Annotated in this window: 19 protein-coding genes; 7 read left to right on the top strand and 12 right to left on the bottom strand. The window is 68.6% G+C overall.

Annotated features, from left to right (window positions below; genetic code table 11):
* Positions 1-15 precede the first annotated feature (15 nt).
* Positions 16-192, top strand: coding sequence for a YegP family protein (locus AC07VM_RS11010; protein ID WP_267417404.1), 177 nt, complete (start codon positions 16-18; stop codon positions 190-192).
* A gap of 96 nt (positions 193-288) precedes the next feature.
* On the opposite strand, the gene AC07VM_RS11015 is transcribed toward AC07VM_RS11010, so the two are convergent.
* The 9 genes from AC07VM_RS11015 to AC07VM_RS11055 all read right to left on the bottom strand — a co-directional run bounded on the left by AC07VM_RS11015 (position 289) and on the right by AC07VM_RS11055 (position 5299).
* Positions 289-1044 (bottom strand): amino acid ABC transporter ATP-binding protein, encoded by a 756-nt coding sequence (locus tag AC07VM_RS11015; protein WP_494911188.1) that lies wholly within the window; start codon positions 1042-1044, stop codon positions 289-291.
* A complete protein-coding gene (locus AC07VM_RS11020) occupies positions 1041-1838 on the bottom strand; it encodes an amino acid ABC transporter permease (protein WP_494911190.1) in 798 nt (265 codons plus the stop codon). The genes AC07VM_RS11015 and AC07VM_RS11020 overlap by 4 nt, the downstream gene beginning before the upstream one ends.
* A gap of 34 nt (positions 1839-1872) precedes the next feature.
* Positions 1873-2691 (bottom strand): basic amino acid ABC transporter substrate-binding protein, encoded by an 819-nt coding sequence (locus AC07VM_RS11025; RefSeq protein ID WP_494911192.1) that lies wholly within the window; start codon positions 2689-2691, stop codon positions 1873-1875.
* 167 nt (positions 2692-2858) lie between these two features.
* Positions 2859-3161 (bottom strand): Dabb family protein, encoded by a 303-nt coding sequence (locus AC07VM_RS11030; protein WP_494911193.1) that lies wholly within the window; start codon positions 3159-3161, stop codon positions 2859-2861.
* Positions 3158-3454 carry a glutaredoxin family protein gene (locus AC07VM_RS11035; protein WP_267417397.1) on the bottom strand — a complete coding sequence of 99 codons (297 nt, stop codon included), beginning with the start codon at positions 3452-3454 and terminating at the stop codon, positions 3158-3160. Before AC07VM_RS11035 ends, AC07VM_RS11030 begins: the two co-directional genes overlap by 4 nt.
* Entirely contained in the window at positions 3451-3753 is a 303-nt protein-coding gene (locus AC07VM_RS11040) for a rhodanese-like domain-containing protein (protein ID WP_494911196.1), read from the bottom strand. Before AC07VM_RS11040 ends, AC07VM_RS11035 begins: the two co-directional genes overlap by 4 nt.
* A 78-nt stretch (positions 3754-3831) precedes the next feature.
* Positions 3832-3930 carry a 30S ribosomal protein bS22 gene (locus AC07VM_RS11045; RefSeq protein WP_003792170.1) on the bottom strand — a complete coding sequence of 33 codons (99 nt, stop codon included), beginning with the start codon at positions 3928-3930 and terminating at the stop codon, positions 3832-3834.
* Positions 3931-4057: 127 nt separating this feature from the next.
* The gene (locus tag AC07VM_RS11050) at positions 4058-4249 is read right to left on the bottom strand and encodes a helix-turn-helix domain-containing protein (protein WP_017204627.1); all 192 of its coding nucleotides are present in this window, start codon (positions 4247-4249) and stop codon (positions 4058-4060) included.
* A 117-nt stretch (positions 4250-4366) separates the two neighbouring features.
* A complete protein-coding gene (locus AC07VM_RS11055; RefSeq protein WP_267417395.1) occupies positions 4367-5299 on the bottom strand; it encodes a TetR/AcrR family transcriptional regulator in 933 nt (310 codons plus the stop codon).
* Between the two features lie 102 nt (positions 5300-5401).
* On the opposite strand from AC07VM_RS11055, the gene AC07VM_RS11060 reads away from it, so the two are divergent.
* Together AC07VM_RS11060 and AC07VM_RS11065 are read left to right on the top strand one after the other, a co-directional pair.
* Positions 5402-6295 (top strand): ATP-binding cassette domain-containing protein, encoded by an 894-nt coding sequence (locus AC07VM_RS11060; protein WP_494911197.1) that lies wholly within the window; start codon positions 5402-5404, stop codon positions 6293-6295.
* Positions 6292-7119: an ABC transporter permease gene (locus AC07VM_RS11065; RefSeq protein ID WP_494911198.1), complete on the top strand. Its 828-nt coding sequence runs from the start codon at positions 6292-6294 to the stop codon at positions 7117-7119. Before AC07VM_RS11060 ends, AC07VM_RS11065 begins: the two co-directional genes overlap by 4 nt.
* A gap of 156 nt (positions 7120-7275) precedes the next feature.
* Here the strand turns inward: AC07VM_RS11065 and AC07VM_RS11070 are convergent, their stop codons facing one another.
* Positions 7276-8043, bottom strand: coding sequence for a DUF2071 domain-containing protein (locus AC07VM_RS11070; protein WP_494911199.1), 768 nt, complete (start codon positions 8041-8043; stop codon positions 7276-7278).
* A gap of 68 nt (positions 8044-8111) precedes the next feature.
* On the bottom strand, positions 8112-8522 hold the full coding sequence (locus AC07VM_RS11075; RefSeq protein WP_267417390.1) for an ArsR/SmtB family transcription factor: 411 nt from the start codon (positions 8520-8522) through the stop codon (positions 8112-8114).
* A 107-nt stretch (positions 8523-8629) separates the two neighbouring features.
* Between AC07VM_RS11075 and AC07VM_RS11080 the strand changes: the two genes are divergently transcribed.
* The 4 genes from AC07VM_RS11080 (at position 8630) to AC07VM_RS11095 (ending at position 13164) form a co-directional block, all read left to right on the top strand.
* The gene (locus AC07VM_RS11080) at positions 8630-10060 is read left to right on the top strand and encodes a TrkH family potassium uptake protein (protein ID WP_267417389.1); all 1431 of its coding nucleotides are present in this window, start codon (positions 8630-8632) and stop codon (positions 10058-10060) included.
* Positions 10053-10724, top strand: a complete 672-nt coding sequence (locus tag AC07VM_RS11085; protein WP_047520565.1) for a potassium channel family protein — start codon at positions 10053-10055, stop codon at positions 10722-10724. Before AC07VM_RS11080 ends, AC07VM_RS11085 begins: the two co-directional genes overlap by 8 nt.
* A gap of 89 nt (positions 10725-10813) precedes the next feature.
* Positions 10814-11590 carry an ABC transporter ATP-binding protein gene (locus AC07VM_RS11090; RefSeq protein ID WP_267417386.1) on the top strand — a complete coding sequence of 259 codons (777 nt, stop codon included), beginning with the start codon at positions 10814-10816 and terminating at the stop codon, positions 11588-11590.
* Positions 11572-13164, top strand: a complete 1593-nt coding sequence (locus AC07VM_RS11095) for a hypothetical protein (protein ID WP_494911200.1) — start codon at positions 11572-11574, stop codon at positions 13162-13164. Before AC07VM_RS11090 ends, AC07VM_RS11095 begins: the two co-directional genes overlap by 19 nt.
* A 10-nt stretch (positions 13165-13174) precedes the next feature.
* Here AC07VM_RS11095 and AC07VM_RS11100 read toward each other — a convergent pair whose 3' ends face one another.
* A complete protein-coding gene (locus AC07VM_RS11100) occupies positions 13175-13462 on the bottom strand; it encodes a DUF1905 domain-containing protein (RefSeq protein ID WP_267417383.1) in 288 nt (95 codons plus the stop codon).

Raw genomic sequence — 13462 nt, forward strand, 5'->3', positions numbered from 1 at the left:
GAGAAAGGAAGCCTCATGGCAGGCACGTTCGAGCTGTACACCGACAAGGCCGGCGAGTACCGGTTCCGCCTCAAGGCCGGCAACGGCGAGGTCATCGCGATCAGCGAGGGCTACTCGTCCAAGTCCGCGGCGCTGAACGGCATCGACTCCGTCCGTCGCAACGCCGCCGATGCCGAGGTCGTCGAGGCCTGACCTCCTCCCACGCTTCACGTCGAGACCCCCTGTCGCAGATGTCTGCGGCAGGGGGTCTCGGCATTCGCGAGGGTCGCGGTGCGACCGGACGCGGAGTCAGAGCACGCGGGAGAGGAAGTCCTGCGTGCGCGGATGCTGCGGGTTCGCGAGCACCTCACGAGGATCGCCCTCCTCCACGATGTGTCCGCCGTCCATGAAGATCAGGCGCGAGCCGACCTCCCGGGCGAAGCCCATCTCGTGCGTGACGACGAGCATGGTCATCCCCTCGTCGGCCAGCGAGCGCATCACCTGCAGCACCTCGCCCACCAGCTCGGGATCGAGGGCCGAGGTCGGCTCGTCGAACAGCATCATGTCGGGGTTCATGCACAGCGCACGGGCGATCGCCACGCGCTGCTGCTGACCGCCCGACAGGTGCCCGGGGAAGGCGTCGGCCTTCTCGGACAGGCCCACGCGCTCGAGCATGGCGTGCGCGACCTGCTCGGCTTCCTGCTTGGACCGCTTCTTCACCCGCTGCTGCGCGATCGTGAGGTTGCCGAGCACGTCGAGGTGCGGGAACAGGTTGAAGCTCTGGAACACCATGCCGATGCGCGTGCGCACGCCGTCGATGTCCACGTCGGGGTCGGTGATGTCGATCCCCTCGATCAGCACCTTGCCGGCGGTCGGCTCCTCGAGCAGGTTCACCGACCGCAGCAGGGTCGACTTTCCCGATCCGGACGGGCCGATCACGCACACCACCTCGCCCCGGGTGACGGTGAGGTCGATGCCCTTGAGCACCTCGTTGTCGCCGAACGACTTCACGAGCCCCTGCACGTCGATCGCGGGGGCGTGCACATCAATCAGTTCCGTGATCATCGCTGCCTCGCCATCCGACGCTCCAGCCACGCGCTGAAGCGCGTGAGCGGGATCGTCACGATCAGGTAGAGGACCGCCGCCATGATGAGCGGCGTTCCGTTCGCGTTCTGGGTGCTCGCGTCACGGGCGAAGTTCGTGAGCTCCTTCGACCAGATGAAGGAACCCGCCACGAAGAGCAGCGACGTGTCCTTCAACAGGAGGACGAACTCGTTGGTCAGCGGCGGGATGATGATCCGGAACCCCTGCGGCACGACGATCCAGAACGTCGTCTTCATGGGCGACATGCCCAGGGAGCGCGCCGCCTCCGTCTGCCCCTTTGGAACAGCCTGGATACCGGCGCGGATCGTCTCCGCCATGTAGGCCGAGGCGACCAGGATCAGACCGATGAGCCCGAGGACGACCGGTCCGCCGAGCTTCGTGGCCGGCACTCCGAGCCCGATCGGCAGGATGAACGCGATCGCGAAGATCGTGAGGATCGCGGGAAGCCCGCGGAACAGCTCGATCCAGCACGTCGCGATCCACCGGAACGGTCCGATCGCCGACAGCTTCATCAGGGCCAGGAGAACACCGAGCAGCAGGCCGCCCACGAACGCCACCGCTGTGAACCACAAGGTGTTCACGAGTGCCGTGGTGATGATGCCCGGGAGCATCTTCACCGCGACCTCGGGATTGAAGTACAGCTGTCCGATCCTGGCCCAGTCGGTGCTCACGATCACCCAGACGGCGATCGCGATCAGCACCGCGTAGACCGAATACCTATACAGCTTGCTCTTGGTCGTACGCCTCAACGCCATCGTCGAGGTCCTCCCGCTCTACCGACGCCGCCGGTCACTTGGCCGCGAGGTACTCGTCGTAGATCTTCTGGTAGCCGCCGTCGTTCTGAAGCTCCTTGAGCGCCTTGTTCAGGGCCTCGCGCAGCTCGTCCTTCTCCCCCTTGGCGAAGGCGAAGCCGTACGTCTCGTCAGTCGGGTAGGTCTCGACGATCTTGTACGCGGGGTCGTCCTGCTCGTGGACGTAGTTGACCGGCTGGTCCTGCAGGATCGCGTCGATCTGACCGGCCTGCATGGCCGGCCACAGCTCACCGTCCGAGGGGTACTGCACGAGCTGCGCGCCCGGAGCGTTCTCGCCCGCGTAGGTCTCTCCGGTCGTGCCCTGCTGCACACCGACGTTCTTGCCGTCGAGGTCGTCGATCGACTTGATGCCCGAGTCGGCACGTACGAGGAGCGACTGCAGCGACTCGACGTACGGGTCGGAGAAGTCGATGTTGGCCTTGCGCTCGTCGGTGATCGTCATGGCGGATGCGCCGATGTCGCACTGTCCGGCGGCGAGCGTCGTTCCCGACTGGAGGGCGTCGAAGCCCACGTCCTGCACGGAGAGCTTGAGGTCGAGCTTCGCAGCCATGGCCGCGAGGAGGTCGATGTCGAAGCCGGAGTACTCGATGTCGCTCGACGGGTCCTCCACCTCGAACGGCGGGTAGGGCACATCCGAGCACACGGTCAGAACGCCCGGCTCGACCAGACCGTACTTGTCGCCCGCGGCGGGAGCGTCACTGCTTCCCGCGTCGTTCGATCCGGTCGCGCAGCCGGCGAGGGCGAGGGTGGCCGTCGCCACGAGGGCGAGACCGGCGATGAGGTTACGACGAGGCATGTCAGCTCCTGTGATACGAGGGCAGGGCCCAGGCGGGTAGGAGATCATCTAAACATGCGGCTCGTCGCGTGACCAATGACATCAGATGACAGACGTATCACGTTTGTGTTTCACGGCCACTTCGATCACGCCGTGAGATTCGGTGCCGCACGAGGTGCGATGCAGTCTCAGACCTCGAAGTCGACGGCGACGCGCGAGGCGACCACCGAGCGGATGTACGCGGCGACCTCCTCGTGGGCGGGGTGCACCTGGTACTCGTCGATCGCGGCGACGGATGCGAAGTCGGCGACCAACGTCACGTCCCAGTTCGTGTCCGGGTAGGCGGCGTTCGCACCGGCGGAGATCGAGAGAAGCTGCGGCACCACGCCGTCGAGGGCGTTGAGGCGACGGGCGACCTCGGAGGCCTGCGCTGCGCGCTCGGCCGCATCTTCGGCGGCGAGCTTCCAGGTGACGACGTGGCGGATGGTCACAGGGATTCCTTCGTTCGGGTGGCCGCGGTGTCGCGGACGGAGTCCTCGAGGGCTTCGCGGAGCCGGTCGGGCGCCACCCGCCAGTGGGCGTGCAGCTCGCCGTCGATCAGCACGACCGGGATCTTCTCCCACCACAGCTCGTACAGCGCGGGGTCGTCCTGGATCGACGCCTCGACGATCTCGATCTGCTCCGCCGCGGCGTCGGGCAGCTCTGCGACGACGGCGTCGATCACGTCGGACGCCACGTCGCACAGATGACAGTCGGGCTTGCCGATGAGGGTCAGCGTGGTCACGCGGACGGCACCTCGACGGCGCGTGCCTGCGAGATCCACTCGCCGGTCCCGCCCTCGACGTTCGTCGCGTCGAAGCCCCGGGCCTCGAGCGCTTCGACGACGCGGGCCGATCGCCCGCCCGCCTGGCAGATCACATCGAACGCCTCTGCCGGCAGCTCGTCGAGCCTGTTGCCGATCTCGGACATCGGGATGTTGACGGCGCCGGGCACGTGGCCGGCGGCGAACTCGTCCACCTCCCGCACATCGATGAGCGGGACACCGGATCGCTCGGCGAGCTCGGTGACGGTGATCGACTTCATGACATCCTCTCGGCGGTGCGGAGATGCGGCCGGAGACACAAAGCGCCCGTCCGAAGACAGGCGCTCGTGTCTGGTCGCTTACTTCTTGTTGCGACGCTGGTGGCGAGTCTTGCGAAGCAGCTTGCGGTGCTTCTTCTTCGCCATGCGCTTGCGGCGCTTCTTGATGACAGAACCCACGGAAACCTCACTAAGTCAGTGGCTGGGTGTCGCCGAAATCGGACACCCGGGTACGGGCACGGAAAATGCCTCGGGTCAGTCTAGCAAACCCGACGGCCCGCTCTGTGCGCTGTCGTCCGCTCGGGACTCAGCCCACGTCGGCGATCGGTCGCTGCAGGGCGTCGGCGACGGCCGACTCCGGTACGCGATAGCTTCGTCCGAATCGGACGGCAGGCAGCTCCCCCGCATGGACCAGCCGATACACGGTCATCTTGGACACGCGCATGAGCTCGGCGACCTCGGCCACCGTGAGGAATCGGACGTCTGGAACCTCGGGCATCCCACGTACCCCTTTCTCGATGCGCACACTCTATGGGGTAGCTGGGACGCGTGTAAACCCGTGTGACCCATGTGATCAGTGGGGCGCGAGCGCCGAGAACGCGCGCATCGAGAGCGGTCAGCCCGACTTCTTGGCCTTCGCCAGACGGTCGCGCGCCTCGCGCAGCGTCTGCCGCTCGATCTTGTGCGCCGCGCGCAGCGCCTTCTCCGCCTCACGCACCGCCTTCTGCGCTTCCTTGAGCCGTCGGTCACCCGCCAGCTCGGCCGGATCGAGATCGATCCACTCGGTCGCCTCGGCATGCGCGTCGCCGCGGTCGAGGCCCGCCATGTACGAGGCGACACCGTCGAGCGTCCGCTCCACGGCGAAGCGGAACGGGTCGGCCGTCGAGAGGAACACGTCGTCCTCGATCGCGCGTCGGAGCGCCGGGAACTCCTCGGCGGTGATCACCCGGTCGAACAGCGCCGCTTCGCGCGCCGCCACCTCGTCGGGAGTGAGGCCGCTGCCGCGGGACTGCTCGGTGTATCCGGCCTGGACGATCCCGCACCATCGGGCGTGACCGGTGACCGCGAGCGCGACCGCCAACCGCTCCTCCGCGGTCAGAGGGGTGCCCTCGAGCGCGGCGAGACTCGCGTCCAGCCACGCCGAGCTGTGCGGCGTGATCGGCGATCCGGTGATCGGCAGGGAAAGCATCCACGGATGGCGGAGGTACAGGACGACCTGCTCCTCGTAGAGGGAGAGCAGCCGCTCGCGCCAGCCCTCGGCCTCGAGGTGGCTGGCAGGCGGGAGGCCGGTCGCCTCCTCCTGCATCAGCAGCAGGAGATCGTCCTTCGCGGTGACGTAGCGGTACAGCGACATCGGCGTGAAGCCCAGGCGGGCGGCGACCGCGGCCATCGACACCGCCCCGATCCCCTCGGCATCCGCCAGCTCGACCGCGGCGTCGACGATCTTCTCGACGCTCATCTCGCGTTTCGGCCCACGCTGCGGATTCGCGGCGACGCCCCAGGCGAGCGCGATCCCCCGTGGCAGCTCCGGCGGCTCGGTGTCAGTCATGCGCTCATCCTACTTCTGTTTATTACCTAAACAGTGTGTTACCGTCATACACAGTTGCGTTGGTCATACACAGTTTTCTACCTACACAGAAAGGAGCGCCTGATGGAGACAGCCATCGAGGTGCAGGGTCTGCGCAAGGCCTTCCAGAAGAAGAACGTCGTCGACGGACTCGACTTCACCGTCGCCCGCGGTGAGGTCTTCGCGCTGCTCGGGCCGAACGGCGCGGGCAAGACGACGACGATCAACATCCTCACCACCCTCTCCGCTGCGGATGCCGGTTCGGCGACGGTCGCGGGGTGGGACGTGCGCACCCAGGCGATCGAGATCCAGCGGCGGATCAGCCTCACCGGTCAGGCCGCGGCCGTCGACGACGCCCTCACCGCGACAGAGAACGTCGTCATGTTCGCGCGGCTCGCCGGTCTCGGCCGGGCCGCGGCGAAGCGTCGGGCCGCGGACCTCATCGCCCAGTTCGATCTGACGGATGCCGCGTCTCGCGTGGTCCGCACGTTCTCGGGCGGCATGCGTCGCCGACTCGACCTGGCCCTCAGCTTCGTGGTGACCCCCGAGGTGCTCTTCCTGGACGAGCCGACCACGGGCCTCGACACCCGCAGCCGTCGCGCGCTCTGGGACATCATCCGGATGCTCGCGAGTGCGGGCACCACGGTCTTCCTCACCACGCAGTACCTGGAGGAGGCAGATCAGCTCGCGGACCGGATCGCGGTGCTGCACGACGGCAGGATCGCCGCGCTCGGCACCCCCGCCGAGCTCAAGGCGCGCGTGGGCGGCGACACCGTCGAGCTCCATGACGGTCGGGGGCGGCTCCGCCGGGAGATCCCCACCGACGGCACCGTGGCCGATCTGCGGCGAGCGCTGGATCTGCTCGACGAAGAGGGGGAGGACGGCCTGGTCACGCTGCGGCGCCCCACTCTCGACGACGTGTTCCTCGCCGTCACCTCCCCCGACGACAGCACCCGCACTGCGAAGGAGCCCGCATGAACATCACGCTCGCCGCGCCTCGGACCACGGGGCCCGCCCTTCCGACTCCCTCTCCGCGCCCCCGCCTGCGTGGCATCACCGCTGAGGCGGTGTTCGTCGGCCGCAGCCTGCGCCATTCCCTGCGCGACGGCGAATCACTGCTCATGGCGATCATGTTGCCCGTGATGCTCATGCTCATGTTCACGTGGGTGTTCGGCGGGGCGATCGATCCCTCGGGCGCCTACGTCGACTACGTCGTCCCGGGCATCATCCTCACCTGCGCCGGCTTCGGGGCCTCCTCGACGGCGGTGTATGTCGCGAACGACATGCGCACCGGCATCATCGACCGCTTCCGCACCATGCCGGTGCGGTCGGGTGCGGTGCTGACGGGCCATGTCGTCGCGAGCGTGCTGCGCAACCTCATCGCTACGGCGATCGTGATCGGCGTGGGCGTCCTCGTCGGATTCCGCCCCGACGCGAATGCCGGGGAGTGGATCGCGCTCGCGGGCCTGATCGCGCTGTACATCCTCGCGATCACGTACCTGTTCGCCGCGATCGGTCTCGCGGCCGGGAGCCCCGAGGGTGCGAACGGCTACGGCTTCGTACTGCTCTTCCTCCCCTACCTGTCCAGCGCCTTCGTCCCGGTGGCGAGCATGCCCGACTGGCTACAGCCGGTGGCCGCCAACCAGCCGATCACACCCATCGTCGAGACGATCCGCGGGCTGCTGACCGATGCACCGACACAGGGCGAGGCGTGGTGGGCGATCGGCTGGTGCCTGGCCATCCTCCTGGTGGCGGTCGTCTGGGGCGCCTGGCTCTTCCGCCGCAAGGCAGGGCGCCGCTGATCCCCCCGACCGCACCCGATCTCAGCCGAGGCATAGGCATTCTCCGACGTTCGCCCAGCCGAGACTGACAGTCTGTTCCCAGGACTCGTGCGGCACCGCCGAGTCCGCGCGGGTCTGGGGATCCGCGGATCGCCCCTGACGACACGCCCCCTGTCGTCAGGGGCGACGTGCATCCGGCCGACGCCAGACCACGGGGAGGTCGCGCATGACGAGCGCGCTGTCGAACACCGCGGACCCGGGCGGCAGGCCGTCGAAGAACGACGACGCCACCTCGTTGACGCGTACGGCCTGCACGGCCCAGCGCGACGCGGTCAGCTCCACACCCTCCGCCGCCCCGCCACCACGCCGCGGCGACCAGCCGATCGCCCCCGACCGGTAGAAGTCGGAGGCCTCCTGCACGGTGGGGAACAGCGTGCTGTCCCATCGGTCGGCGACCTCGAGATCGGCGGTGACCGCAGCGTCGTCGGCACGCATCCGCACCCGGAAGCGCGTGTCGCTCTCCTCGACATCGAACCGCGCTCGGTGCTGCATCCCGGGGAACAGCCGTCCCCCACCGAGAACCGGGATCATGCCGGAGCTGTGGCGCTCGGTCACGTACACCCCGGTGCGCGTGGTGCCATCCTCATCCCATTCGACGGCGAACCGGTGCGCGGTGTTCTCCGTGGAGATGCCGATCTCGGGCCGGAACCATCCGGGCCGGAGCCGGGTCAGCGCGATCAGGCAGATCCCCGCCACGGCACTGCCGTCCACCAGCTGCGGCCGGAACGGGGCGGGGATGATCGCGCGGGCCACGTCGGGATTCACGCGGTACGTCAGCAGGAGACGGCGCCGCATGCGGCCGCGGATGGTGTCGAGGCCGGCCGTGGACCGGACGACATCCGGGGCGTCGACGGACGAGGGGCGCATCACTCGGGAATCGGTCATTCCCCGAAATTAGCACCTTAGCTAAGTAGCTGCAATGGCAAACCGCATGCTGCGCCCGTGGGCGAGGGTCAGGCCCCGAGACGCTTGAGCGCGTTCGCGACGACGTGCTTCGCGGAGGCGGCCGCGCGGCCCACGACCTCGGCGGCATGCGCGGCACTGTCGGGCACCGCGTGGTAGTCGATGTCCGGCGCACTGTCGCCGTAGGCGTCGACCAGGAAGGGCACCAGCCAGTCGTCCACGACCTCGAGCGGTTCGACCGCGAGGCTGTAGAAGCGGCGCTGTCCGTCTTCACGCACCGTGACGAGCTCGGCGTCGCGCAGCACCTTCAGATGCTTGGAGACCGTGGGCTGGCTGATGCCCAGATCGGCGACGATCTGGCTGACGCTGGTGCCGGTCTCACCTTCGGCCGTGCGTCGCAGCAGGAGCTGGAGGATGTCTCGCCTCGTACCGTCTGCGATCACGTCGAAGATGTCCGTCATGAGATCAGGGTAGTCGTCCCCGGCACGGAGTACCATGACGAAGGCTCTGCGGCAGACGTCGTGAGACCGCGTTGCGCGGGTGAGTCAGAAACGAGAAGGGGGAAGCGATGTCGGGCATCGTTTCGGCGTCGTCCCCACGGCAGAGCCTCAAGAGTGCCGCCGGCTGGGTGAAGCACCTCGTCACCTCCTCGCCCTCCCGCTTCGCGATCGTCGTCTTCGCCCTCCTGATCCTCGTCTTCACCGTCCTGCTGTCGCTGCCCATGGCCTCGGCGAGCGGGACGGTCACCCCGCTGAGCGACGCGCTGTTCACAGCCGTCTCCACGATCTGCGTCACCGGCCTGTCGACCGTCGACATGGCGAACCACTGGTCGCCGTTCGGACACGTGCTGGTCTTCCTCGGGGTGAACATCGGCGCTCTCGGCGTGCTCACCCTCGCGTCGCTGATGGGCATGCTCATCTCCAAGCGCCTCGGCCTGCGCGCGAAGCTGATGGCCGCGGGCGACACGAACCCGCTGCGTGCGCACGGTGGCGTGGTGAACGAGAGCCAGACGGTCCGTCTCGGCGAGGTCGGCCAGCTGCTGACCACGGTCGCCGTCTCGGCGCTCATCATCGAGGCCTCCCTCGCCGTCCTCCTCTACCCCGCGCTGGTGATGGCGAAGGTCGATCCGATCGCCGCGCTCTGGGAGGCGCCGTACTTCGCGGCCATGGCCTTCACGAACACCGGCTTCGCGCCGAACGACGGCGGCGTCGCCGTGTTCGCCGACGACTACCTCGTGCTCTCGCTCCTCATGGTGGGCGTGTTCCTCGGCAGCATCGGCTTCCCGGTCATCTACACGCTCGCCAAGCACGTCTGGCACGTGAAGCGGTGGTCCCTGCACTCCAAGCTCACGATCGTCACCACCGTGCTGCTGTTCATCCTGGGCGCCGCGGTGTTCGTCATCCTCGAGTTCGACAACCCGAAGACCTTCGGCTCCATGGATGCCGCCGACACCACGTTCCAAGCGTTCTTCCTGTCCGCCATGACCCGGTCCGGCGGATTCAACGTCATCGAGATGGACGACCTGAACGGCTCGTCCCTGCTCGCCGCCAGCATGCTGATGTTCGTCGGCGGCGGCTCCGCCTCCACGGCGGGTGGCATCAAGGTCACGACCCTCGCCGTGCTGGCGATCGCCGTGTGGTCGGAGGCGAAGGGCCGTCAGTCGGTCGAGGCGTTCGGTCGCCGCATCCCGAGCGACGTGCAGCGCGTGGCGCTCAGCGTCGTCGCGTGGGGAGCGACGATCGTCGCCCTGTCCACCATCGTCATCGCCCAGATCACGAAAGACGACATCAGCCATGTCCTGTTCGACGTGATCTCCGCGTTCGCGACCGTCGGCCTGTCGACGGGCCTCACCGCCGAGCTTCCGGACGCCGGCTCCTACGTGCTCGCCGCCACGATCTTCATGGGGCGCGTTGGTACAGTGACTCTCGCCGCGGCAGTCGCCGCGACATCGCGAACGCAGTACTACTCACTGCCCGTGGAAAGGCCGATCGTTGGTTGAAGTCCTCCGGGGCGACGCGCCCGTCCTCGTCATCGGCCTCGGCCGATTCGGCGCCGCCTGTGCCGGGGAGCTCGACCGCCTCGATCGCGAGGTGCTCGCGATCGACGACAACCTCGAGCTCGTGCAGAAGTGGTCGGACCGCGTCACGCACACCGTGCAGGCCGACGCGAAGAACATCGACGCCCTGCGCCAGATCGGCGCCCAGGACTTCCAGGTCGCCGTCGTCGCGGTCGGCTCCTCGATCGAGGCGTCCGTGCTGATCACTGCGAACCTCGTCGACCTGAAGGTGCCGCAGATCTGGGCCAAGGCCGTCTCCCAGTCGCACGGCAAGATCCTCGCCCGCGTCGGCGCGAACCACGTCATCTACCCGGAGCGCGAGGCCGGAGAGCGCGTCGCGCACCTCGTGAGCGGGCGGATGCTCGACTTCATCCGCTTCGACGACGACTTCGTGCTGGCCAAGATGTACCCGCCGAAGTTCATCCGCGGCGTGGGTCTGAACGAGTCGGGCGTGCGCTCGAAGTACAAGGTCACCGTCGTCGGCGTGAAGAGCCCCGGCAAGCCGTTCCGCTACGCCGAGGCGAACACCATCGTCACGAACCACGACCTCATCATCGTGTCGGGCACCAACAGCGACATCGAGCGCTTCGCCGCCCTCGACCGCTGACCTCGACCGCTGACCCCGGCCGCTCCGGGATCGACTAATCCCCCTCACGGCGGATGTCCTCCACCCCGGCCGCGTGGTGGGATGGAGCCATGACCGACCCCACCGCGGCTCCGCCCGTCCTCGCCCTTCGCGGGCTCCGCAAGCAGTTCGGGCCGAAAGTCGCCGTCGACAGCCTCTCGCTCGACGTGCCGGCCGGATCGATGCTGGGTCTCCTCGGCCCGAACGGCGCGGGCAAGACCACGACTCTGGCCATGACGACGGGGCTGCTGCGCCCGGACGCCGGAACCGCCTGGGTCCTCGGCGCGGACGTGTGGCAGGACCCCGCGGCCGCGAAGGCGCACATGGGCGTCCTCCCCGACGGCATCCGCATGCTCGACCGGCTCAGCGGGGCGGAGCTGCTGCGGTACACGGGCCTGCTGCGGGGCATGGCCGAGGCGGAGGTGACGGCGCGCAGCGAAGAGCTCCTCGTCGCGCTCGGACTCGCCGATGCGAGCGACAAGCTCGTCGTCGACTACTCGGCGGGCATGCGCAAGAAGATCGGTCTGGCGTGCGCGCTGATCCACGCGCCGCGACTGCTGATCCTCGATGAGCCGCTGGAGGCGGTGGATCCGGTCTCGGGCGAGACGATCCGCCAGATCCTGAAGGCGTTCGTCGCGGGCGGCGGCACGGTGGTGCTGTCCAGCCACGTGATGGAACTCGTCGAGTCGATGTGCGACCGGGTCGCGATCGTCGCCGAGGGGCGGCTGCTCGCGCACGGTCCCCTCGACGAGGTGCGGGCGGGCCTGTCGCTGCAGCAGCGGTTCCTCGCGCTGGTGGGCGCACACGATCTCGGGACGGAGACGCTCGCGTGGTTGCGCTCCTCGTAAGCCTGCGCTGGCGGCAGCTGCGTCATCAGCTGTCGCGCAACCCGTGGATGATCGTCACGCTGATCATCACCGGCATGATCGCCCTGGGCTTCCTCGCCGGCCTGACCGCGGGACTCGTGGCGCTGCGCTTCGCCGCCCCCGACGCCGCGGTCACGGCGATCGTGCTGACCGGCTCCGTGATCGTCCTGGGCTGGTGGATCGGCTCGATCCTGGTCAGCGGTGACGACTCGCTGGCTCCCGAGCGGTTCGCCCTGCTGCCGGTCACCGCCCGGTCGCTGCTCCCGGGCCTCACTGTCGCGGGGACCACCACGATCGGCGGCATCGGCACGACCTTCGCCCTGGTGCTGATGCTCCTCGGCTGGTCCGTGAGCCTCCCCGCCCTGTTCACCGCCCTGGTCATGATCCCCGTCGCTGTCGTCACCTCCGTGCTGGGCGCCCGCGTCGTGAGCGGGATCCTCGCCGGGTGGCTGGCACGGCGCAGCACCCGTGACCTGGTGCTGACGCTCGGGGTGGTGCTCGCCGCGTCGTCGGGTCTGCTGCTCAATCTCGGCATCGGGGCCCTCACCCGGGTCGGCGATGTGGGCGGAGCCTTCGCCGCGGTCGCCGACATCGCCGCGTGGACGCCGGTCGGCGCCGTGTTCGGGGTCCCCGCATCCGTCGCTCAGGGCGACCTGGTCGCGGCGGCCCTCCGTCTGCTGATCGCCCTCGCGACAGTCGCCGCCCTGTGGTTCGCGTCGAAGGCCCTGCTGGCCGCACGCCTCGTCTCGCCGATCCAGAGCAGCGGTGGCGGCCGGGTCCGCTCGGGCGGCATCCTGGATCGGATGCTCCCCGCCACCCCGGTCGGAGCCATCGCCGCCCGCACGCTGCGGTACTTCCGCCGCGACCCTCGGCAGGTGGTGAACATCGTGATGCTCCTGCTGCTGCCGGCGATCTTCATCGGGCTCGCGCTGATGAACGGCCTCCAGGACGAATCGGTCGGGTTCGCGCCCGCGATCACCCTGATCCCCTCCATCAACGCCCTGCTCACCGGCACGATCATGCAGATGGCGATCGCCTACGACAACGATGCGATCGCCGCCCACATCCTGGGCGGCGTGAGCGGAGCCGCGGACCGGGCGGGAAGGCTGCTCGGCTTCGGGCTGATCGCCGTGCCCGTGACGCTCGCGCTGTGCGTGGCCACCTGCCTGGTCGCCGGGCGCCTGGACCTGCTGCCCGCCAGCATCGGGGCGGCCATCGGGCTGACGGCGGTCTCCGCGGGCGCCGGAGCCTGGGTGGGCAGCTTCCTCCCGGGACGCGCTCCCGCACCGGAGGCCAACCCGTTCGGACGCGGTTCGTCCGGCGGGGTGCAGTCGCTACTGGCGATGATCATCATCGGTCCGATCACCCTCGTGCTCGGTGCCCCGGCGCTCGGGTTCGCCATCGCGGCGATCTGGAACCCCGCCCTCGGCTGGGTGAGCCTCGCGTGCGGTGTCGTCATCGGCGCCCTGGCAGTGTGGGGCGGCACGGCACTCGGCGGCAGCGTCCTGAACCGTCGCTGGCCCGAGGTGCTCGCCGAGGTCGCCAGCGAGAGTTGACGGGCGGGCCTCAGGCGTCGATGTCGAGGACGAGCTCGACCACGTCGTCGACGCCGAGGCCCTCCCGGTCCTGCAGCACCTTCTTGATCGGCACGATGTACCCGCCGTCCTTCGGCCAGAGCGCGGTGGTCACCGTGGTCGATCCGATCGTGACGGATGCCGGGATCATCCCCCACCCGTAGGTGACGACCGACGCGACCTCGTGGATCATCTCGCTCTCGGGCGGCGGCACGGTGACGAAGTGGAACGGCGCGGGTCCGCGCCAGTACCAGATCTCGCCCTCGATGCGCAGTCGCAT

It is taken from the genome of Microbacterium sp. GW821-FHT01D02, from assembly GCF_059422585.1.